Source organism: Fulvivirga sedimenti (genome assembly GCF_020328055.1).
This window is the reverse complement of sequence record NZ_JAIXNE010000004.1, coordinates 640,537-661,826: the sequence shown is the minus strand read 5'-3', so window position 1 is coordinate 661,826 and position 21,290 is coordinate 640,537. Positions and strand designations below refer to the sequence as shown.

Annotated in this window: 21 protein-coding genes; 2 read left to right on the top strand and 19 right to left on the bottom strand. The window is 44.3% G+C overall.

The genetic code is table 11. The features are described from left to right. Nucleotides 1-13: 13 nt before the first annotated feature. The 12 genes from LDX50_RS20950 to LDX50_RS20895 all read right to left on the bottom strand — a co-directional run bounded on the left by LDX50_RS20950 (nt 14) and on the right by LDX50_RS20895 (nt 10,882). Nucleotides 14-1,954, bottom strand: coding sequence for a S41 family peptidase (locus LDX50_RS20950; protein ID WP_225698161.1), 1,941 nt, complete (start codon nt 1,952-1,954; stop codon nt 14-16). 90 nt (nt 1,955-2,044) lie between these two features. Beyond that, nucleotides 2,045-2,431, bottom strand: coding sequence for a nuclear transport factor 2 family protein (locus LDX50_RS20945; RefSeq protein WP_225698160.1), 387 nt, complete (start codon nt 2,429-2,431; stop codon nt 2,045-2,047). Nucleotides 2,432-2,436: 5 nt separating this feature from the next. Then, a complete protein-coding gene (locus tag LDX50_RS20940) occupies nt 2,437-3,255 on the bottom strand; it encodes a DUF6090 family protein (protein WP_225698159.1) in 819 nt (272 codons plus the stop codon). Beyond that, nucleotides 3,248-4,036 (bottom strand): DUF6090 family protein, encoded by a 789-nt coding sequence (locus LDX50_RS20935; protein WP_225698158.1) that lies wholly within the window; start codon nt 4,034-4,036, stop codon nt 3,248-3,250. The genes LDX50_RS20940 and LDX50_RS20935 overlap by 8 nt, the downstream gene beginning before the upstream one ends. Continuing rightward, entirely contained in the window at nt 4,033-4,227 is a 195-nt protein-coding gene (locus LDX50_RS20930; RefSeq protein ID WP_225698157.1) for a hypothetical protein, read from the bottom strand. The genes LDX50_RS20935 and LDX50_RS20930 overlap by 4 nt, the downstream gene beginning before the upstream one ends. Nucleotides 4,228-4,230: 3 nt before the next feature. Next, a complete protein-coding gene (locus LDX50_RS20925) occupies nt 4,231-5,055 on the bottom strand; it encodes an alpha/beta hydrolase (protein ID WP_225698156.1) in 825 nt (274 codons plus the stop codon). Nucleotides 5,056-5,060: 5 nt separating this feature from the next. Further along, entirely contained in the window at nt 5,061-6,335 is a 1,275-nt protein-coding gene (locus LDX50_RS20920) for a phosphatidylserine decarboxylase (protein WP_225698155.1), read from the bottom strand. Between the two features lie 92 nt (nt 6,336-6,427). After that, a complete protein-coding gene (locus LDX50_RS20915; protein ID WP_225698154.1) occupies nt 6,428-6,763 on the bottom strand; it encodes a MoaF-related domain-containing protein in 336 nt (111 codons plus the stop codon). Nucleotides 6,764-7,000: 237 nt separating this feature from the next. Further along, the gene (locus LDX50_RS20910) at nt 7,001-8,635 is read right to left on the bottom strand and encodes a glycoside hydrolase family 43 protein (protein WP_225698153.1); all 1,635 of its coding nucleotides are present in this window, start codon (nt 8,633-8,635) and stop codon (nt 7,001-7,003) included. A 187-nt stretch (nt 8,636-8,822) separates the two neighbouring features. Beyond that, complete coding sequence (locus LDX50_RS20905) at nt 8,823-9,305, bottom strand: hypothetical protein (RefSeq protein WP_225698152.1); 483 nt, start codon at nt 9,303-9,305, stop codon at nt 8,823-8,825. A 151-nt stretch (nt 9,306-9,456) separates the two neighbouring features. After that, complete coding sequence (locus LDX50_RS20900; protein ID WP_225698151.1) at nt 9,457-9,813, bottom strand: bleomycin resistance protein; 357 nt, start codon at nt 9,811-9,813, stop codon at nt 9,457-9,459. A gap of 127 nt (nt 9,814-9,940) precedes the next feature. Then, on the bottom strand, nt 9,941-10,882 hold the full coding sequence (locus tag LDX50_RS20895) for an aldo/keto reductase (protein ID WP_225698150.1): 942 nt from the start codon (nt 10,880-10,882) through the stop codon (nt 9,941-9,943). A gap of 159 nt (nt 10,883-11,041) precedes the next feature. Between LDX50_RS20895 and LDX50_RS20890 the strand changes: the two genes are divergently transcribed. Beyond that, nucleotides 11,042-11,839, top strand: coding sequence for a 3-keto-disaccharide hydrolase (locus LDX50_RS20890; RefSeq protein ID WP_225698149.1), 798 nt, complete (start codon nt 11,042-11,044; stop codon nt 11,837-11,839). Between the two features lie 4 nt (nt 11,840-11,843). Here LDX50_RS20890 and LDX50_RS20885 read toward each other — a convergent pair whose 3' ends face one another. The 4 genes from LDX50_RS20885 to LDX50_RS20870 form a co-directional block, all read right to left on the bottom strand. Next, nucleotides 11,844-12,482: a hypothetical protein gene (locus LDX50_RS20885; protein WP_225698148.1), complete on the bottom strand. Its 639-nt coding sequence runs from the start codon at nt 12,480-12,482 to the stop codon at nt 11,844-11,846. 116 nt (nt 12,483-12,598) lie between these two features. Then, a complete protein-coding gene (locus LDX50_RS20880; RefSeq protein ID WP_225698147.1) occupies nt 12,599-13,438 on the bottom strand; it encodes a DUF6671 family protein in 840 nt (279 codons plus the stop codon). Nucleotides 13,439-13,444: 6 nt separating this feature from the next. Next, the gene (locus LDX50_RS20875; RefSeq protein ID WP_225698146.1) at nt 13,445-15,949 is read right to left on the bottom strand and encodes a YbcC family protein; all 2,505 of its coding nucleotides are present in this window, start codon (nt 15,947-15,949) and stop codon (nt 13,445-13,447) included. A gap of 40 nt (nt 15,950-15,989) precedes the next feature. Further along, entirely contained in the window at nt 15,990-17,645 is a 1,656-nt protein-coding gene (locus tag LDX50_RS20870) for a proton-conducting transporter transmembrane domain-containing protein (RefSeq protein WP_225698145.1), read from the bottom strand. A gap of 94 nt (nt 17,646-17,739) precedes the next feature. Here LDX50_RS20870 and LDX50_RS20865 point away from each other — a divergent pair, with 94 nt between their 5' ends. Then, entirely contained in the window at nt 17,740-18,633 is an 894-nt protein-coding gene (locus LDX50_RS20865; protein WP_225698144.1) for a LysR family transcriptional regulator, read from the top strand. 46 nt (nt 18,634-18,679) lie between these two features. Here the strand turns inward: LDX50_RS20865 and LDX50_RS20860 are convergent, their stop codons facing one another. The 3 genes from LDX50_RS20860 to LDX50_RS20850 all read right to left on the bottom strand — a co-directional run bounded on the left by LDX50_RS20860 (nt 18,680) and on the right by LDX50_RS20850 (nt 21,283). Beyond that, nucleotides 18,680-19,345 carry a hypothetical protein gene (locus LDX50_RS20860; RefSeq protein ID WP_225698143.1) on the bottom strand — a complete coding sequence of 222 codons (666 nt, stop codon included), beginning with the start codon at nt 19,343-19,345 and terminating at the stop codon, nt 18,680-18,682. 182 nt (nt 19,346-19,527) lie between these two features. Next, nucleotides 19,528-20,454, bottom strand: a complete 927-nt coding sequence (locus tag LDX50_RS20855) for an alpha/beta fold hydrolase (RefSeq protein WP_225698142.1) — start codon at nt 20,452-20,454, stop codon at nt 19,528-19,530. Nucleotides 20,455-20,467: 13 nt separating this feature from the next. Beyond that, nucleotides 20,468-21,283, bottom strand: coding sequence for an alpha/beta fold hydrolase (locus LDX50_RS20850; protein ID WP_225698141.1), 816 nt, complete (start codon nt 21,281-21,283; stop codon nt 20,468-20,470). Between the last annotated feature and the right edge of the window lie 7 nt (nt 21,284-21,290).

Genomic DNA, 21,290 nt, shown 5'->3' with positions numbered 1-21,290 from the left:
TGCAAATTATATACTACCGGCCGATAAATGCATTGTATTCATCATTCATAACTTTATCGGTGGTTATGACACGATAATATCGTTTTAACAATTTACCAATTACTGGGAAAAAGGAAGTAAACTGCTTCAGCGATTGACCTTCGTATTGATATAGTTCGAAATCTACGATGTATACCACCGGATCATCCGGGTAAAAGGACTTTGCCAGCTGATTCAATGCATAGGCATTATCAAAGCCCTGTTGATTATAAGTTGTATAAACCCTGGATTGAAAATAGGGGCGTTCAAGATAGTATGGTAGCCGGCCTTCCGTCTCCAGTTGCCTTATATTTTTTTCTGCCTCCTCATATTTTCCTTCTGAAATGAGCTTTTCGATACTCAGTGCATCGCCAGATCCAGTTAGCTTCAGGGATGAACCATGTAAATGTAAAATCAGCTCCTTCCCAAGGCTGTCCAGCATTTCCAGTCTAATGCCATACCTGAGGGTATAGTATGCCGTATCATTCTGGAAGAGAGGCGCTTCAGTTAAGCCATCTATGGTTACATACCAAACAGAATCACGAGGATGGATAGTAAGGTTTCTTAATTCTGAGAAGATATAATTGCCGCCTGCATTTTCTGGAAGACTGGCATAAATCGCATTGTCAGTGAGATGGATGTGACCGATGGAATCCAGGACCTCATCATGCAAATAGGCCTCACCTTCAAGATTTTGCGGGATTGGAATATCAGGAATTACAGCATCCCGGTGATCATTCAGATGTGAATGAAGTGAGTACAAACTGGGAACAATCATTTTGATTTTGGCATGTGGCAGCGTAAAAAATGTAGGGTCTGATGTCGTGTTCGGCGTATCCATCGTTTTCTCACCCACGAGAATGGTGTGGGTCATTCTCTCCATGTCACTCGCAAAACTCACAGCAGCTGAACCTGTACCCCGGTCGATAAGGGTATAAAGCTTACCATATTGATTAATGAGTGTGTCCGCAGCAATCCGGTTCAGGAAGGAGTTGTGATTCTGCGTGTCACCACCACCATTGCCCCGTACGTCGATCACTACCTTTTCTGGTCTGGTATTATGTATTTTTTCAAATACCTCATTCCAGAATGCTTCAATGTCACCCTGGGCGATACACGCTGAATACCGAAGGTAGAAAATATTATCATCCTCTATAGTCGTATACCAGTAGTTCTTTTCAGGATTCCTTTGGTACAAAGGGATTTCATCAGTATCCCATTTATCATTCATTCTTACATAGTCTGTCAGCCCGGCGATTTCATTTTCCGATAAAGGTTGAAAGGTAAGGGTAGACAGTCTGCCGTCCTGAAGGATTTCCAGTTCAACCTCATTTTTATCCGGAATTATACCTTCATGGTACAAGACTTCGGACGAAGAAATGATACTGCCAATGAAATAGGCAGCTCCCGCTTCGTTAGGTGAATTACAGTAGGATGACAGTTTTTTGAAGACTTCCTGACTATCCATGTTCCCGATTCTTACCACCCTGGCGCCTAATGTTCGCGGATCAACCTGACCCCCCATCAGATAGAAGTTCCCTTCCGACCAGGTTAGTGAGAATGGGAATCGCGGTCCGACAAGGGACGTTTTATTCATTATGTTCGTGTGAGGATCTCTGAAAGAGGCAACGGTCTTGATTACGGCGATGTTGAATTCTTCCTGGCTTTGAAGCGGTTCCTTTGCTGCTGCTTGCCGCAAAGCCTCTATTTGCTCATCAAAGGACTGCCTTCCGGGAAGTACATTATATCCCGAGAATTCATTTTTGAAAATATATTCCAGCCGGTCGATGTCCTCGAGTCGTTTTTCATTTTCCGTAAGAAATGATGCCTGAATTTTTTCGTAAAGCTTATTCAAACCGAGCGGCACCAAAATAAGGAACACAAGGAATATTAACGACAGTATCGTCCACTTCAAACCTTTGAGTACCTTTTTCATGGTTGTTATTTTGAGTATTAATTAAATAGGAATCACAAATAGTGAAAATCAGACCGACTAATCAAATTCTCTGTTGTGGGAGCAGGTTTTTCAATACATGGTATTGGGATTGGCCGATTCTTTAGGTACCTGCTGGATAGCATCCCAATGTTCACAAATCTTGCCATGATGGTCAAATCTGAAGAAATCCATGGTGACATATTCGTCATTCCCGGGCCATATCTGGTGCGTATGAAGGGCGACCAGGTCACCTTCAGCGATGCAGCGTACAAACCGAATGGTTTTTTCAGGATATTCATGTTGCATCCGTTTGAAATAATCGATGAATCCTTCAGTGCCGTCGACTACAGCCGGATTATGCTGAATGTATTCGATACCGACATACTTGCGGACGGCCGTTTCAGGGTCTCCTTCAAATGCTGTCCTGTAAAAGTCGATAGCGTTCTGTTTATTTTGCTCCTGATTCGCTGTGCTCATGTTATTTATTTCTGATCAATATTTTCTATTTCCATATTTATGATTTCAATCAATTGCTCTGCCCACAAACGTTTATTATCAAGAAAATTAATGCCAATTTTTAGCCGGATAGAGAAAGAGTTGATATAATTTTCAACTTCCATATCCCGGCGGAAAGCCTCGGCGGAAAACTGAAATCTGTTATCATTCTCATATCCCGGAAGTAAATAGGATCCGTCCAGACCATCCAGGGCGTAAGTGTTTTTGTTAAAAATCCTATACCTTTTCATCAAAACCGATTCTGAAAAACTATTGGTAAATCTTTTGGTCTCTGTCACATGCTGATCTAGGGTAATGTCGGAATAGTATTTTGAAATAAGATCGACCAAACTGTCATTGCGGATGAAATTGATATGCCCGTTGTTCTTAGCTGTTTCAAACGCTGTACTATTTAAGCTGGGTAAAATGAAATACACCAATCGCGTTACATCGTTATCGAATTGCGATGCATCTGTTACCGGGATTTCGGGATTGATGATATAGGCAAGCAACCGGTCACAGGTTTCTTTCTGCGTTGTTTTAAAGGAACTAACACGCTGTAATTCCCGGATATCATCGTTCAGGTCTCTTCTTAGGTTGATCAAGGTTGCTTTTTCCAGCTTTTTGTTATCCGATGCGATCTTCCAGCCATTAATTTGAATTGCAATGAGAATTCCGATAACCACAAGAATGATTTCTCCAATGGCATATAGCAGATATTTAGTAATCCGGGAAGAAGTATTGGGCGAACCCCCGGGACCCGGGGAAAGTAGTCGCAGACGGATTTTTTTAAAAAACTTAATCATTGGCTACAGCGCATTTCGTGTTTAAAATCTCAATGAGTACGGCATTTTCATTTTTCATAAGATGATATAGTTCCTTTTGCCGGGTATTGGTGGCAAAATAATACAGTGCATCAATGTATAGTGCTCTTTTTATTTCATCCGATATGGCCCCCTGGTTATCAATCGGGAGGGACTCCAGCACATCTTTGTCCAGATTATCTAAAAATCTGTCGGTTGTTAAATTTGATTCAAGCCAGCCATTCTCGAAATTGTTTTTCTGATCATAATAGAGATCAACCGCCTTTTGTCCGTTCACCTGTACAATACTAAAGTAGCTTTCAATCTTGTTGAAATAATGATTCAGCGCCTTTATGATACTTTTGTCGCCAATGATATTCAGGTTGGCTCCTGACTTCAGATCTTCAAATGCCGAGTTGTTTGGCCGGAAATCAACGTATATTGCACTGATGGAGCGATTGATCTGAATTCCGATCTCCGCTTTTCTGGTAGTCTCTTTCTGAAGTAATCTTAGTGCTTCATTTGCGGTTATTATTCTGGCCTCTGAAAGAGAAATATATTCAATAAGCTGCTCCTTATCCTGCAAGGCGTCCTCAAGAAGCCTGCAATAATACTCTTGTTCCAGTCTTGACTGTTTTTTTGCGTCGTTCCAGGTATTGATCTGCAAGGCAATCAATATTCCTATAACCACAAGGAGAATTTCACCAAGTGCATACAGCAGGTATTTGCTGAGCCTGTTTTGGGCAAGAAGCTTCTGTCTGATTTTTCGAAAAAAACTGATCATTTCTCTTTTTCTCTAGGTTTATAAAGCCTGTATAATCCTGCTGCGGTCAGAATTCCGGCAAATGAGGTTAGCACATACCAGATATAAACCAACTCCTTATCCAAATCCGGATTCATCAGGTTGACTATTCCACTAATCAGGACCAATGCAGGTCCGATCCACTGATATTTGGGTGATTCAAGGAACTTCATTTCTTAATTTTCTTCTTCTAATCCTTTCTTAAAAAGCTTTTCAAATGCGTCATACACGGCAAGGTGAAGTGCATCACCATGGTTCTGATTTTCGAAGTATCTGAAATGCACATCGAATTGATTTTGGTGTTGCTGCAGCTTCTCATGTAATTCTACGGCTACCCGTTCCATTACCTCACCCTCTTTTCCAACCCCTACGTAGACTTTCACAGGGGAGGTAAGCGGAGCTATGTTCCGGGAAAGCAGACGCTCGTCATCCCACCATAAACTCGGACTGATGATAATATAATTATCGAACATTCCGGGGTGCTTAAATAGAATCTCCGTTGCGAGTAAGCCGCCCAGTGACTGTCCGATGAGTGTTTTTTGATCATTTAGCCGATAATTTTTTGCAATAATTTCCTGAAGTTCCTTTTCCAGGAAGTTTATAAAATTCTGAGAGCCTCCCGAGGTTGGAAATTCCTGTCTATCATCTTCCGACATACTAGGATACGTAAAGTCTCGTTTTCGGTCGGTGTTTGCGATACCGACTACAATGGATTCGGGAATGATGTTGATCCATGAAAACGAACAGAACTGGACCAGTCCGGCAATGTGAATGAAGTCTTCATCTTTCGAGCCGTCCAACAGATAAATCACCGGATATGTATGCAAAGTATCGTCATGATAACTGGCTGGAAGGTATAGATTGATAGTCCGGTTTTCCCCTAATGCCTCGGATACGATTTGCAGTGTTTCGCCAATCGTGAACTCCCCACTGTCAATAATTTGGGCAATGCCGGCGTGAAAGGTAAGGAATGCGAAAAGGGTTAATTTGAATTTAGTCACCCGGATCAATTTAATGACACGGTACCAAGTCGCTCACCCATCAGAATATGCTCGTAAGCACTGCCATCAGAATTTCTCGGGCTGTCAATAGAGAAGTTTACCCCATCCTGGAATATCATGATAAAATCAGATCCGCCAAACGCGAAGTTGCCAAGCATGTCGCCTTTCTTTACCTGAACCCCGGGTTTAAGGTTATTTTCAAAATTCACCGAGCCGACAGCCACCATGCCAATTGGCATTAATGCCACCAATCCGTATTCTTCAGTTTCCAGAATTACACAGCCCCTGGTTTCTATAGTTTGCCATCCTGTCTTGGCCGAAGGGTCGAAGGCGTAACGGCCGTTTTCCGCATCCCACCAAAGCTCTCCGCCGGTAGGATTTATGCCCTGGATGATTCTTACTTCCTTCACAGTTCCGCTCATGGGGAAGTGATAGCGGTGGTAATCGTTCACATTTAAGAAAGAATGCGTAAAGGTTCCATTGGCAAAAGCATCCTTATATTCACTGTCATCGCCAATCAGGTTGGAAATTGATCGGAGCGATGCAGATTTTACAACAACATCATCAGCAATGAGCAGTGAATTGCTGTCTATCGCCCACACCCCCTGGGGTTCAGAATCCGCGAATGATGCCACAACGGAGTTATTATCCGGGGAGGCAATGGGCCGCATTTCAGGAGACTTGAGATAACGAGCAAAAAATTCGTTGAATGTCTTCCAATTTGACGGGTCTTCATACCAGCCATTTTGTAGTCCGAAATTCGGGTCATTCAAAGCGGCCTGGTAATACTCTTCATTCCAGGAATCTTCTGTATCAAGATAAGACCCCCAAGATTTACTGAATGTGATTAGCCAGGAGGCAAAGGGCTCTGCATATTGCAGTGAGTTGTTAACAAGGTCTTTTCCTTCCAGTTCCGGCAACGGCTGATCAATCAGAAAGTAAAAGCAGGTAAGGCTTTGAAAAATATGATCAAATATCTCGGGATATTCTTCTTTCTCCATAAGCGCCCAGGGCATTGCGGTCTCACAGTGTGAAACAAATGAATAGTATTCTTCCAGGCTTTGCGCAGGATTTGTATTTGGGTCTGGGTTGATCTTCCGTGCCTGTTCGAGAGAGGAGATAAGCATTGATTTTAATTCCGGGCTGCTTTCAACAAGAGAGATGAGCTCCTTGGTTGCAGGGGCGTATTCAATTTTCTTCTCTGTGGAATTACAGCCAGAGATAAGGATTAAAGAAAGGATAATTACATTAAGAGGTGACAGGGAGTAACGTTGGTTCATTCTTGTGGTTGATTAGGTCAGTCACAAGATAGTAAAATCCCACATTAAATAATTTACAGGATATACTCTTTCAAAAAACGAATGGTTTTTTATTAGAAGCCGGAGCTTTCAATTTTAGCCTCATGAAAGAGGATCGCTTCATCGTCTTTGGTAGCATTCAGCAGGCCCGAAGAATGAACTTTTTGATCATTCAGGTTGATCAGAAGGGTCACAAATGAGGCATCGTTCTTTTCATACCAATTAATAAACCAGATACCGGGTACGATCAGCTTTGCGTTATAATCAATGCCGGTCCGTCCCATACCTGCGAAAGGACCGGCAATCCATTCAAAGCTTACGAGTCCGTCTTTGAATGAGACCCGAACGGTTCCGAGGTCATCGTAGGTGTATGTGATGGTTTTACCATCCAGTGGATTAGTCTGATTCATTGTGGTGAGATTGCTTGGTACAATCCAATCTAGTGAAATTATCATTCACAATCTACCTTTTCAATTAGTACCGGAACGGGATAATTATCGCAATTCTACCCGAAAGTTAATTCATATGTAGGATTATGTTTGTCAATCCCGCTGCCCAGACCAGGAAACCAACGGCGATTTGCCATTTCAGTTTTTTGTGAAACCAGGTGATCGCATAGTTGCGTTTTATCAGTTTAAGAACAGGTATCACCGTGTTGTTATTGGCCGCGCTTCGACCCTGAACCAGTCAACATCAACATATCCCCCCAACTCCTCAGTAGCGTAGTTGAATAGACAAAACTTGTTTCCGGTAAAAACAGTCAGTTTGAATTGCATTTGCATGACATCACCAAGGGTTGTAAACGTTTTATTATCAAGGCTGTAGGAAAATGTTACTGTGCCGGTACCGTCAACTGTTTCACCACCGTAATACATGGCAGCTCCTGAACCATGAAAGGGATCAGCGCGAAGATAGATGGATGATGTATTCACTTTCACAGAATCAATGATTGCCCCGTTATTCACCATGATTACATAATATTCGCCATTAATTTTTTCAACACCAATAAATCCATAGGGATCCTGGAAAATCGCAAGACCCGCAATATCACCGTCCTTCATGTGATCAAGGTCTATTTTCGTAGTTCCGACCGTCAGAAGAGAATCAGAATAATACGTGAAGAATCTCTGTGTGAGCGTATTTCTGGCCTTTGGCAAACTGTCCGTTATGGTAGCGGTCTTTAACCTTAAATAGCCAGGGTGTTCTGTTAATGACCATTTTGAAGGTTCAGGATTATGGTTCCATCCCCATTGCATACCTAAATTCTTTTCAGTGAATTCATCGGATGTGGGTAAAGATTTAACCGGGTATGATTTACCTACACCGGGCTTCTTATGGGTAACAACCGCCTTTCCATTCGATCCTGCTATCGGCCAGTCATTTTCCCATGTAACAGGTTGTAAGGAAGGGAACCGGCCAAAAGGACCACTGTCAACCATTAACACGGTCCACCACTCGCCTGTATTCGTATGTATAAGCGCACCCTGGTGTATTCCATAGTTAGGCCCGTCGGTGGTATCATTCAGAACCATATGCTGTTCATAAGGCCCATAAATATTCTCAGACCGCAGCGCTACCTGAAATCCGTCAAGACCCCCGTAAGTGCTGTATAAATAATAGTAATTATTGATCCTGTACAGGTGAGCCCCCTCAAGTCCTGGGCGGATATCGCCGGTATACACGAGGACATCCTTGCCAATGGCATTAAAATTCAGATCAAGTTCTGTGATGTATATTTTATTATAACCGTGTGCTACGTAAATTTTACCATCCGTGTCAAACAACAATCCCGGATCGTGAAATCCCCGGGGAAGATGTGTAATTGTCCAGGGACCTTCGGCTTTTTCCGCAGTGCATAGGAAACCGCCTTCATCAAGTGTATTGTATAACAAGTAGAACTTGCTCTGGTGATATTTGATGCTGCTGGCCCACTGACCGTGACTATACCTGTTGCAGCCGTCCAGGTTGTAGCACGGACCTTCATCCATTCGGGGGACCACATTTGCGCAATATTCCCAGTTTACCAGATCCTTTGACTTCAGGATTGTTACACCCGGGAAAATAAACATGGTAGTTGACAGGAAGTAATAGGTTTCACCAACCCGGATGACATCCGGATCCGGGAAATCTGAGGCAATTACAGGATTGGTAAAGGTTCCGTCACCATTATCGCTGTGGGTTTTTTGGGCATGGCAGGGCAGCAATGCACTGAGCAGGACAAGTATTGGGAATGAAACTTTCATATATGAACAGATCAGGTTACGGCTTCTTAAAAGTTTCATGTTTTCAAACAAGGATAAATGGCTGCACAGCTGGTAGTTTTTTATAATGAACGACAACGTACTTGCGGTGGAAGCATCACATACTATAGCAGATTATAATTATCAATGTCGTGATAAAATGCCTAGTAGTCAAGATTCAGAATGATTGTCGTTGTTGTGCTTATTTTTGAATAGCTAGCATTCAAAATTAATCAGTTAGTCCAGATTTTTTTCTTTGATCTATGCCGTAATCAATAAATGAGCCATCAAAAAACTTACGAAAAGGATGTTTTAGTAATGCTCCAAATCCAGCAGATAGCACCACGCCATCAACCAGTGCTTTTCGAGATTTCCAATTTTTCGCACTCAACATTTTATTTTCATTTTGTAGAAATAAATTTTCAACGTGCCGGACTTCAGCACCAAACAAGTAAAAACCGTGCATCTTCTCTTCTTCACTCAATGAGTCAGGATTATCTCTAAAAACTGTGATTAACCTTGCTAATTCTTGAGAACTACTAAAATTCAGGAGTATGTTGATATCCAGAGCAGCAATTTCATGAAATGATGATGCTTGTGTGGCTTTGGTATTCGCCTTAATTTGAACACCAACAAATACTAATGATATGATTATAGCAATTGCTGATATAATTTCTGCGATTAATGCGTATTCTTCTAATGTTTCTATCATTTCTTTCCTTATTTGAATATTCTCGTTTTCCTACATTAAGCACGACGGATCAGGCTATGCCCTGGACCCATGGTGTGGTAGTTTATTCCCTTAAGAAAGCAAAAAGTAATCACATCGAAAAGGGAGCTGGAAGGCTCGAATGATGATCTTTTCAGCCTGGCTCCCCGAAGGTTAAAAGATTCGTATCCGGATCCAGCAGGGCAAATTCCTTTTGACCCCATGGCTTTTCCTGGAGGGGGGCATTCGGATGTATTTTAACATTTCTATCCAGAAGCATTTTATAGAATGTTTCGATATCGCGAACTCGAATATAGACCTGCCCGTAATTCTCGCGCGGGTTGAGTTCAGGAAATTCAAAAAAGTGTATTTCAATATTGTCTTTTTTTATCATCAGGTAGCCATCATAGTCGGCACTTCCGGCATCCTGGAACCCTAATTGATTAAGGTAATAGTCCCGTGTAATTTTCTTGTTGCGCATCGGCAACTTCGGATGAATGGATTTAAGCATATGGGCTGATAATTAGTTGGTTACCTCAATATCCAGCATGGATACAGAATATCCAAATAAAATATTTTAGACCAATATTAAGATTTTTTCTTATTAGTTATTTCTGCTATTCTGCTTCCGGATTACCTCACCAGGGAAGATTCAGATGCTTCACTTCATCGTTATAGAATTTTTCCAGCTCTAGAATTATTTCAGGCGAAACTCGGTGATTGATGCTTTCAACATTGCTTTTCAGCTGGGCCAGGTTCACATTCCCCGGAATTACTGTTGAGACAGCATCATAGCTCAGGCAAAATGCAATGGCAAGTTGGGCCAGATTGTCACTGGCCGTGGTGATTTCCTTAATTCTTTCAACCAACCGGGCTCGTGTTTGGATATCCTTACGAGTCCATCGGCTTCGGATATCATCAAAGGTGCTATTAACATCGTACTTCCCGGAAAGCCAGCCGGAATCGAGCGGAATCTTTACGATGATGCCAACTTCTTTTTGAATGGCCATGTCAAACGCCCGGGCAGCATCCTGGTGAAGGATATTGAAAAAAGCTTCAATCACTTTTGCGCCGGTTGTTTGCATGAGCAGACTCATGTCGTCGTACGTATCCAGGGAAGCACCATAAGCCTTAATTTTTCCTTCGTCAATCAGGCGTTCCAGAATTTCATAATGATCGTTTTGGTTGCCAACCAGGTAGTGGGATGGGGGATTATGGATAATGAGGGAGTCTACATAGTCGACCTGCAGTCTTCTGAGGCTTCCCTCCAGCGACTTCCGAATATAGTCCGATTCGTAATTCATGGTTCCGGAATCTGTATGTCCGAATTTGGTATTGATCACGATCTTGTCTCGGTCAGTACCTTTCAGTGCGCGGCCAAGCCGATCTTCCCCTGTTCCATACCCGTAATTCGGGGCGGTATCGAAAAAGTTGATGCCGTAGTCAAGTGCTTTATGCACCATTTCCATTGCCTCTTTTTCCGACATGACTTTCCAGCCGGAGTCGACGCCCAGCTGCCATGCGCCCAGTCCGATTTCAGAAACCGGTGGTGCATCCTGAATATATTTGTTGTATTTCATATCAATGAGTATAATACTTGTTGCTGCCTGAAGTTACAAACATTGTGATTAGCATTCGTATACCGGGAAGGTAACTGAATTCCGGAAAGTGGTGGATAAAAGGTGTTCATCCAGCCCGGTTTTATTTTACTATATTTATTCAAAAATCAACCCAGATTTATGAAACAACTTTGCTATTTGTTCCTCCTGGCAGGTCTTTTAGGCTGCGGTACTGATACCCGAAATTCGGCCGAGCAAAATGGGCAGCCTGAATGGGTCCAATTGTTCAATGGTAAGGATTTAAGTGGATGGAAGATTAAGATCCGGGGCGCTGAACTCGGAGATAATTATAAAAATACGTTTCGTGTTGAGGATGGAATGTTAACGGTATCCTACGACGAATATGATTCTTTTAATTTTGAATTCGGTCACCTGTTCTATGAAAAGCCCTTTTCGCATTACAGGCTTCGGGCTGAATATCGATTCATCGGGGATCAGGTGAAAGGCGGACCAGGTTGGGCATTTCGAAATAATGGGTTCATGCTGCATTGTCAGTCCCCAGAAAGCATGGGTCTGAACCAGGATTTTCCAATTTGCCTGGAAGCTCAGATCCTGGGCGGAAGTGAAGAGGGCGAGCGATCAACCATGAACCTTTGTACGCCCGGATCTAATGTGTTCATTGATGGCGAGTTCAGGACAGACCATTGCATGAATTCAACATCCAAAACCTACCGGGGAGATCAGTGGGTAGAGGTTGAAATGATCGTGCTGGGGGATTCGGTTATTCACCATCTTGTTGAGGGGGATACCGTATTTACCTATACCAACATGCAGATGGGAGGCGGAGCCATCAGCGGGTATGATTCGCTAGTATACCAGGAGGGTAAACCCATGGGCTCGGGATATATTGCTATCCAGGCTGAAAGTCATCCGACACAATTCAGGAAAATTGAAATACTGGAGCTGAAATCCGAATAATGTGCTAGGGTTCAGGGATGGACATAGTGATTGCTAGTACGACATAGGAATCACTATGAGCGGGATTGTACCAGTAACCCGATAACTCAAGCCATCTGTAACTTATGCCAAGCAGGGCGCCCCGCTGCAGTTCGAGGGAGCCTTCGTAAAGCCTGGTTCGTTGCAAACTCCCCCCAAAAAATAACCAGTCGAGCGGTGAATAGGAGAAATCTGTCCAGTTATAGTAGTAGTCGAGCTGCTTATCTGAAAAATCAAAAACATATTGAGAAGTTGAATTGAAATTGAATCTTCCAAAATCAAAATTTGTCTCCAGTCCGGGGGCCAGTCCGTTCAGATTTCCAACAACAACTCCTGCCATGGGGGTGATGGTAAAAGAGAGTTTATTTCCGCCACTAAAATTGTATCCGAACCAGGCGGAGAAAGTATTCAGGTCTTCATAATTGTAATGGGCTTCCAGGTGAATCCGGTCTTTGTCGGCCGCATAAATGGGTGAAAATATGGTGCCGTCCGGTATAAGATATAGCCAGGCCTCAATGTCATGACTCCATTTATTCTTGGATGATGGGTCTGATTGTTGAGCTAAAGCAGGAAGATGTTTACAAAGGATAGAAAGGGACAGCATCAGGAAGACCACAGTTTTCATTGATAATCTGATTGATTTATCCTTTGGGATGGCTAAACATAACACAAGAAGTGAAAAAGCAATGGAAGATACAATATCAGGATGGGTCCCGGATTATTATTTGAGTTATCTCAGTACTACGGATTGCAGAAATCACAGTATTGGGGTGATTCAACCGATTTGTGTGGATTGGGCCGGATTTCTCGATGTCCACATTTTTTGCAGGAATAAATGTAGGACTTAATTGATTGGGTGGGGGCCCCGCACAAGTCGCAGGGCAATCCCTTTACAACATCTGTTATTCCATATCCGGGTGTTTCGCATTCACTGCAGGAAGTTAAGGCCAGTTCCAGCAGGTTATCTGTTGCTTCGCCAATTACCTTCATGCGTTTAGGATTGTACATGGCCCTCATATCAGTTTCAATGAAGGCGTCACCATACCTGCCCATTATATTTTGGAATTTGGAACGTAAGTTATCCCAGGAATTGATGCCCGTGAAGATTGTTTCGGCAGAATCCTGGGCATTACGAATAATCAGGGCATGATCTGGGAAACCAGATTTGATGGCGAAGGCTTCCAGCTCTTCCTGGTTCCGACAGACCTCTCCGCCAAAATTGGTATCTGTGCTCAGCTTTTTACCTACAATCTCGAGATCATTTTTGAGGTCTTTGAGCATGACGATTTCTTCGTTTCCCGGGATAAAGACATATGCGGGATGCGCTCCGAATGATCCCTCGCTGGCGATGGCCAGGTCACAGCCCGTGAGTTCCATCGCAAGTTCACATTTACGGCGTGCAGTGGATAGCGGATCCGATTCACGCGGCACCTCGCCGGAGAAAGTTCCGAGAACATCTGTATCGAAATCCTCAGGTACAAAAGGCAGCACCCCCAGTCGCGATGCTGCCTTCGGACCAATGATTATTTCTTTTTGATGCTTGGTGGCTATGACCAGCCGCCGGCCTTTGAAGAAATCCATCGGGGATCAGGCTGCATGAACGTTCATTTCTTCCCAGCCAAGCTCGCCGCGGTAGCGATGTGAAACGGATCCGGTTTCATCCATGGCAAGCAGGTTGATCCATCCGTTGTCACACAGATCTTTTACCGCACTATGTTTTTCAAGGACGTTGTTCATCGCGCTGATCGGTGCTTCGATGATCACATTCAGCCTGACAGGCTCATGCTGGAAATTTTCTCCGTCATGCACTGCCTGCCATGGCAGACCAACCCGCAGATCCCCGGAATAACCTTCCAGCACACCCACGCCAGCGGTTACGTTGTGAAGCGTTTTGTTCCCGGATCCGAAGAGGCGGTTATCGACAGTGGAGGCGTAGTACTGAAGGCTGATCCAGCTGGTGACCACCATGGGAGCGGTCATGATCAGTTCCAGGACTCCGAAATCCTTGTCATTTTTCCAGTCATAGGAGTGGAGGAAGGAGCGTCCGCCGAAATCGATTCCTTTTGTGCGTTCCCGCGGGGCAACCACAAAGGCTGAACAGCCCGCCAATCCCCACTCAGGCCTTGTTTGTGACCAGTCCTTACTTCTGAACATGATTGATTTGTCGGCATCCAGCCCGTCTTCTGATGCCAGTCGGAGTGCACGCTCTGTTCGTGAACCGTGACCTGCGTTCCGCAGTGATTCCTTTAATTCAGAAAGTTCGGCGTGACGATCCGAAGGCACGTCATATTCATTGAAGATCGTAACCTCATCTGTTGTCGTGTCGTGGAGGCAGGCGAGAAATACTGTATTTACAGGTATGAAGATATTCTCCCGTTGCAGACCGGCGCGCACCTCCCTGTTGTTCAGGACCTCGGCCGCAACCCTGGCGTTAGACTCACCTGTATGTCCGCCACATGCTCCGCAGTCGTATCCGGTGGCATGCGGATTATTCACCATGGTAGAGCCATGACCCACAATCAGCACAAATCTGGCAAAATCATCGGTCAGAGACATGGCCGAAAGTGCATTCTTTGCCATGCTGATCTGCTGATCCAGTGGAATTCCACTTGTTGGGTGGTCATGCCCTGAGGCAGTAAGACTTACCCGTTTATTTTTAACAAACTCACTTTTCAAACCATCCTGATCCGGGTGTGGGACAGGCCGGGTTAGTCCGAAGCTATCGGTAAAAAGCTTAGGCAGGTATGACAGGCCGATGGGGCTTACAAAACTGAAGCAGGTGATGGCACCCGATTTGAATGATTTCCAGGCCTGTTTAACCTGTCGGTACAATACCCGGTTATTCAACGCCCGTTGTGTTGTTTCGCTATCCGGCATTTCTTCCAGGATCGTCGGACCTGTTTTCAGCAGTACCGGGCACTGTGCCTCGCCGGTCTCATGTCCTATGGGGACATAGTTGATCGGGAAGGCGAAGAACCCAGCAAAACCGAGGGTTTCAATATCGCTGTCGGCCATTTCAAGGTTTCTGCGATAAACCTCCGAGCGCACATCGATACAGAATATGGCCTGGGCTTTAGCCTGTTCTTTTGACTTTTTCAGTATCTCACCGGAATCGTTGAATTTGCTGACAATTTCACGCTGTGCGGCCAGGTCATAGGCTTCCTGCAGTATGAGCTTTTGTGTTAGCTGCTGGTTAAGTTCTTTTTGAATGGTAGCGAAGGGCAAAGTTTTCCTTGCTGTGTTCCATTCCGATTCAAGTTCTTTATGCGGTATGCATTTCAGCAGGCATGCTTCCCAGCAGAGAAGAATTGCCAGGAATTCAATCAGTACTCCATCCTTTCCTCCGTACAGTTCATTGTCCCAGTCTACACGTGCAGCGTAGGCCGCCCATCCCCCGACGCGCAGGAGCAGGCTGTGGAGGTAGATGTCTTTTCCATCGTCGGGTATATTCAGGGTTTTTAGTGCTTCCTGTGCCGCGTCAACCGCATTTTCGGGGAACGCTTTTACCGCTTTTCTGAATCCCTTCAGTCCGCTCATTTCTGTGGTAAGATCTACGCTGGCCTCAAGTTTCCAGGCAGCGAACGGACTTTTTTCCTGGTCTGCTGCTTTCCAGATCGCCTGACCCTGGTCGAAATAGGAAGCCGCCCAGGTGGAGATCCGTGCGATCATGAACCGGGTCCAGTCTTTTTCGGTAACCTTTTGGGCAACGTCGGCCATGGTGGGAATGAGTTCAAAAGTGTGGATTTCCGAAATTTGTTTCGCGGAATCCAGGAATTCATCTACGCTTGTTTCATTGTGATGTCGGTTGAGCGCTTCAAAAATATCTTGCCGGGATAGTTTTCCTTCCTCCATCTTTTGAAGGTAGAAGGCGGTGGGAAGGGTCATCTGAATTCCTCCGGCCATAGCGAGATCCCGGGCAACGTTTTCGAAGCGATTATCTGTAAGACCCAGGTACGGGTTTACCGCCACAAACCTTTCGAGTGGCCATACCGGCGCGATCTTTTTTGCCGCCGTGCGCATGGTTTCCAGTAATTGTTTCCGGTTTTTTGAGTCGGCTGACATATTGTTTATTTCAGGATTATTTTTGTTCATTCTTTTCTTGTTAGTATGAGTCAAACTGTTGACAAACAGGCTATATAACTTCCTTTTCGAGTTTTTCGATGGTTACGGATTCCTGGCGTTTATTCATTTCCAGTTGCTCGATTGCGATGGAACCATGAGCAGGAGCAGGAATCCGCAGAGATCCGATGATACGGTCAAGTACCGCGTTGGCGTACAGGCCATTACGCAGGTGAATGGCAACTGCTGTATAGGTCTGACTGGTACCAAATAATGGTGCCAGGATTTGAAAGAAAACGACCATACTGAAAGCCAGTAGTACTCCACCGATCAGCCACATTTCTGTAAGGCTCAATCCTGATAGGTCAGGAACCTGGCCTGCCAGGAGATAGTGAAAACCTGATTCAAGTGTGAAAAAGGAGGTGGCGACAATCAGTGCCAGTATGGATGCCCGTATGACCAGCTGGAAACTTCCGTTTGAATCGAGAGCGGAAGTAAAGAGCGTCGATAGTCCCATTACCATGATCGCGCCAATGGCCAGAAGTGCCAGTTCTTTATTTGGGTCAATACCCCAGAGAAGAGCAAATGCGGCGTAAATGCCAAGTGCCAGCATAAATCCGGCAGCGATTTTGATGGGGCTGCCGGTACGTTTCGTCATCTTCACCTTTGATGTCCTGATTGAATCGATAATACTTCCTGAGGAAAGAAAAGAGTGGGCTTTATAAAATGAGTGGGCTACCAGGTGCAGCATGGCTGCCGGATAAACTCCGAGTCCGCACACCATCAGGCTGAATCCCATATGAGCAACGCTGGAATAACCTAAGGCAGTTTTTACCGATGTTTGGGTAAGGAATGCCAGGGAGGCAAACATCGCGGTAAATCCGCCGATTGTGATGATGAAGATGGGTGCATATATACTTGCATCCATTACGAATGCCATTCGGATAAGCAGGAAAGGGCCTGCATTCAGTAATCCGGCATGGAGCAATGCGGATACGGGGGTAGGGGTTTCCATTACTTCGATCAGCCATCCATGGGTGGGGAACTGGGCTGATTTGAAGAGTGCAGCAAATACCAGTGCGATGGCCGCTGCTTCCACATTTACAGGAAGTGAAGCCAGGTTGATCTGCTGAAATATGGTCTCCATGTTCCCTGTTCCGAATTGAGCGTAGAGGAGGGAAACGGCGATCAGCAGGCAGAGATCACCCAGTCTGGCCATAATGAATTTTTTTCGTGCTGCGCTGATGGCTCCGGGCCTGTCATGATAAAAAACGAGCAGCCGATGCAATGAAATACTGGTCAGAATCCAGGATATCAGCAGCAGACCAAGGTTTCCGGAAAGGACCAAAAGTTGTACCGATGCGATTGTAGCCGCCAGGCGTCCGATGAAGCGGCCGTGGTTACGATCACCGTCGAGATAATTGAGGGAAAATTTCATCACAATGAATGCGATGACTGCGATCATTGAGAACATGATCATGCTAACAGAATCCAGGCGTACGCTAAATCCAAGGTTGTTGACGCCCAGTAAGGACGATTCAAGGAGTCCGTATTTAATCACAAAAAAACCGCTTATCGCGGCGGTTATAATACTTAGTAAAGCGGATGAGATTCCCATTCTTTTCGTAAGTATTGGCCGCATACCCGGCTGAAACCATGAAACAATGGCTGTCGCTAAAAATGCGAGCGGTGACAGCAGGATGATCAATATGATAAAATCTAAATTCATGCAGATACGTTTTATTTTTAATCCGGTGCAAAGTTTGTGAATTAAAATCATATATTTTTATTTATATTTATTATATAATACATAAGTAAAAGTTATGAATTACACGATACATCAATTGCAGATATTCCTGAAGGTGATTCAGACCAGAAGTATCACCAAGGCATCGGAGGAGCTTTTTATGACGCAGCCTGCCGTATCCATTCAGCTTAAGAAATTCCAGGATCAGTTTGATATTCCACTTACCGAGGTGATTGGGCGACAATTATATGTTACTGATTTTGGAATCGAAATCGGCAAGATAGCGGAGAAGGTGATTCAGGAACTGGAAAATATAAATTACAAGACCCAGGCTTACGAGGGATTATTAACCGGGAGGCTCAATATTTCTTCAGCTTCCACAGGAAAATATGTAATTCCATATTTCTTATCCGGTTTCCTGGAGAAGAATACAGGGATTGACCTGGTGCTTGATGTTACCAACAAGAGCAGGGTGATTGAAAGCCTGAAGAACAACGAGACTGATTTTGCCCTGGTCTCCGTTCTGCCGGATAAACTGGATATTGAGGAAGAACTGCTCATTGAAAATAAACTCTATCTGTTTGGGAATGAAAGCAGGAGGCGGAAGGACAAGGCGCTTATTTACAGGGAGGAGGGTTCTGCTACGCGCATGGCCATGGAGCAGTACTTTGACAAGCACGAAGGTCAGCAAAGAAAAAGAATGGAGCTTACTTCCAATGAAGCGGTGAAGCAGGCAGTGATCGCCGGGCTTGGCTATTCCATTATGCCGTTGATCGGTATGAAGAATGAACTTTTGAATAATGAACTTCATTTGTTGCCATCCAGGGGTTTACCCATAAAAACAGAATGGCGATTGATCTGGCTGAAAGGAAAGAAGATGTCCCCGGTGAGTGAGTATTACCTGGAATTCATCCGCACCGAAAAGCAGAAGATCAGGGAAGAATACTTTGATTGGTATCTGAAGTATTGATTCCGGATCAATTTAGTCCGATGCAGCACTAATAATGGGTGATATATTAATTACCGATGAACCCATTTAACAGCTCTAAAATCAGATCTTCATTTCTCTCCCAGATTTTATCACTTGTATAGGTGGTAAATTGAACAGACCCCAGGTCATTGGAAAAGTAGTACGTATCAAAAATGAACGTGATCCCTGAAAACTCGGCCAGCAAAACTCCTCTCACTACTTCGGAACCATTAACTGTTCTGACTTCTGTTTTGATTACCTTCGGTTCGTAACCGATTCGTTCCTTCATTGTGTTTTTAGCGATCAGGAATAACTTATCAGGTGAAATGGTGATCTCCTCTGCGATTACAATGCTCCATATATCCGTTTCCTTCGCCTGGAAGGCAAAATCTGCTTCCTCATTCAATGTGGCCGGCGGAACCCGTCTCCACTTATTTTCGTCATACCTGATGGTAAACATACCCCTGGCATCACTCACTTCCTTTGTGGCATTGCCGGGTACCAGAAAATGTTGGGCGATGGTATCCGGTACCAGCACATCCGAAAGAAAATTCAATTCATCGGAATCGTCAGGCAGTTCGTCAAGAAGTTCAAAACTCCAGGTACCATTGTCATAAACGTAAATGGTATCTCCTTTTTCAGTAACTGCTTTAATCTGTGAATTCACCTCCTGCATTAACAATATCAGGATGCATGTCAAAAAATATTTCATTATTCTCAGTAACTAATATTAATATAACGATAGAGTTCCAGATCATAAATTAATCAATAATCTTTCAAAGAAACCGCTGTATTTTCATCCTTTTAGGTACATGTTTTCAAAGGCTGATGATTCAAATTTTATATCCGGTTGGCTTACAGATGTTTAGCCCAAAGGATAATTTATGATTTTGCCTACTTAAGGAAGGCCACAACTGCTTCCAGGCTCTGATCCGGACTTTCTTCCATGGGAACATGTCCTGTATCTTTCAGAATTACCAGGGTGTCTGCAGGCAGATCATCATGAAACCTGTAGGCAGCTTCAATGGGTATCAATTGATCCTGATCACCCCAAATTATCAGGGTTGATTGCTGAATGGATTTGATTCTTTTATAGCTGGTGGTATCCAGGGGTGTATTTAACCGGTCAATAAATGCCTGCCGGTTTCCTTCCCGCAGTGTAAGTTCAAAATAACGATCCACCAACGCTTCACTAACCTTTGATTTGTCGGCATACACATTTTTTACGCTTGACCTGGCTACGGACTTGGGAGTGATATACGTGAATATATTTTTAATCACCGGGATCCGTGCCACTTTAAATGCAAGCGGAACACTTTTTGCCTTCTGTGGATACCCGGAGGCATCAATCAGAATGAGCTTCTCAACCATTTCCGGGTATTCGGCGGTAAAACGCCACGCGATATTACCTCCCAGAGAGTTTCCACCGAGTATGCATTTTTTTATTTCCAAAGCCTTCAGAAAATCCCTCACGAATTCTACATAATGGTCCATCGAATAATTCTGATCCGGAAAGGGTCCTGTTAGGCCGTACCCCGGCAGATCCATTCGTAAAACACGATGATCTTTCTTTAACTGTGATGCCCATTCCTCAAACGTATGCAAACTTGAACCGGTGCCGTGGATAAGCACAACGGGTATTGAACTTCTTCCTTCATCCCGGTAATGGACATTCATCCCTTCAACGTTAATAAAAGAGGAGGGAGGAGGCGCATATTTCTCTGTCAGCGTTTCAATGGGAATATCCCGGTACCCAAACAGCAGGAAAACGATGAGCAACAGGAGCGGTGTGACAAAAAGTAGGGCTTTGAGTGCTTTCATGATAAGAACGTCATCAACTGCTGGTTAAGAATGTCAGAACACCTACCGCAAAATTGTCCTGTTTGTAGGTATTATTATGATCTCCCTCAACGATGATCAGGGTACTGTTCTGGAATTGATTTTTGAGCTCTTCCGGATCACCATTATCTCTGTCCTGATCTCCGCAAATCACAAGGATTTCATTTTTAATTTTCCGAAGCTCTTCCGTTGATGTAACCGGCTGATAGTCCTGAAGAAACCCTAAAACCTTCAGATCCGCATTGATGGATTTTGCATAATTGATGGCCCCTTCTGTCATTTCATTTGGCTCAGCGCGGCCCGAAAAAGCATCGGCAAAGGCAATTCGCCGGTCCCACTCCGGATTGGTGAAGTCAAGCCCCATACCTCCAAAAACAGCTTTGGAAATTCGGGTTTCCCGGGTAAGTAACCTGGCAAGCACAATCGATCCGCGGGAATATCCTATGGCCATAAACGAAGTTAAGCCGAGGTGGTCTGCGAGGGCGACCAGGTCTTTAACTTCGGCATTGTTCTTATAGGCATCTGCGGACTGCGGCTTATCGGAATTGCCATTACCCCGCAGGTCGGGAATAATGACGCGGTAACCATTTTCCATCAATTGTTTTTTCAGGGCAGTATTGTTCCACGAACTCCCATTTGATATAAACCCGTGAATCAGAATGACAGGTTCTCCTTTTCCTTCATCGGTGTAGGCGATCCTGGTTTTATCAAAGGAGTAAAAGGAAGATTCCGAATCATCTCCCACGGGAGGGTTGCAATTTGAAAATGTAACTAAAAAAGCGATGATAAGCAGAGGATAATTCAGTCTCATAATTTCT

Bases quoted from the DNA above. Each gene is read 5' to 3' on its own strand.
- LDX50_RS20915 (WP_225698154.1), bottom strand. From the start codon at position 6,763: ATGAATCAGACTAATCCACTGGATGGTAAAACCATCACATACACCTAC.
- LDX50_RS20945 (WP_225698160.1), bottom strand. From the start codon at position 2,431: ATGAGCACAGCGAATCAGGAGCAAAATAAACAGAACGCTATCGACTTT.
- LDX50_RS20910 (WP_225698153.1), bottom strand. From the start codon at position 8,635: ATGAAACTTTTAAGAAGCCGTAACCTGATCTGTTCATATATGAAAGTT.
- LDX50_RS20875 (WP_225698146.1), bottom strand. From the start codon at position 15,949: ATGAACAAAAATAATCCTGAAATAAACAATATGTCAGCCGACTCAAAA.
- LDX50_RS20935 (WP_225698158.1), bottom strand. From the start codon at position 4,036: ATGATCAGTTTTTTTCGAAAAATCAGACAGAAGCTTCTTGCCCAAAAC.
- LDX50_RS20870 (WP_225698145.1), bottom strand. From the start codon at position 17,645: ATGAATTTAGATTTTATCATATTGATCATCCTGCTGTCACCGCTCGCA.
- LDX50_RS20860 (WP_225698143.1), bottom strand. From the start codon at position 19,345: ATGAAATATTTTTTGACATGCATCCTGATATTGTTAATGCAGGAGGTG.
- LDX50_RS20905 (WP_225698152.1), bottom strand. From the start codon at position 9,305: ATGATAGAAACATTAGAAGAATACGCATTAATCGCAGAAATTATATCA.
- LDX50_RS20900 (WP_225698151.1), bottom strand. From the start codon at position 9,813: ATGCTTAAATCCATTCATCCGAAGTTGCCGATGCGCAACAAGAAAATT.
- LDX50_RS20920 (WP_225698155.1), bottom strand. From the start codon at position 6,335: ATGAACCAACGTTACTCCCTGTCACCTCTTAATGTAATTATCCTTTCT.
- LDX50_RS20890 (WP_225698149.1), top strand. From the start codon at position 11,042: ATGAAACAACTTTGCTATTTGTTCCTCCTGGCAGGTCTTTTAGGCTGC.
- LDX50_RS20865 (WP_225698144.1), top strand. From the start codon at position 17,740: ATGAATTACACGATACATCAATTGCAGATATTCCTGAAGGTGATTCAG.
- LDX50_RS20880 (WP_225698147.1), bottom strand. From the start codon at position 13,438: ATGGATTTCTTCAAAGGCCGGCGGCTGGTCATAGCCACCAAGCATCAA.
- LDX50_RS20885 (WP_225698148.1), bottom strand. From the start codon at position 12,482: ATGAAAACTGTGGTCTTCCTGATGCTGTCCCTTTCTATCCTTTGTAAA.
- LDX50_RS20855 (WP_225698142.1), bottom strand. From the start codon at position 20,454: ATGAAAGCACTCAAAGCCCTACTTTTTGTCACACCGCTCCTGTTGCTC.
- LDX50_RS20850 (WP_225698141.1), bottom strand. From the start codon at position 21,283: ATGAGACTGAATTATCCTCTGCTTATCATCGCTTTTTTAGTTACATTT.
- LDX50_RS20950 (WP_225698161.1), bottom strand. From the start codon at position 1,954: ATGAAAAAGGTACTCAAAGGTTTGAAGTGGACGATACTGTCGTTAATA.
- LDX50_RS20895 (WP_225698150.1), bottom strand. From the start codon at position 10,882: ATGAAATACAACAAATATATTCAGGATGCACCACCGGTTTCTGAAATC.
- LDX50_RS20940 (WP_225698159.1), bottom strand. From the start codon at position 3,255: ATGATTAAGTTTTTTAAAAAAATCCGTCTGCGACTACTTTCCCCGGGT.
- LDX50_RS20930 (WP_225698157.1), bottom strand. From the start codon at position 4,227: ATGAAGTTCCTTGAATCACCCAAATATCAGTGGATCGGACCTGCATTG.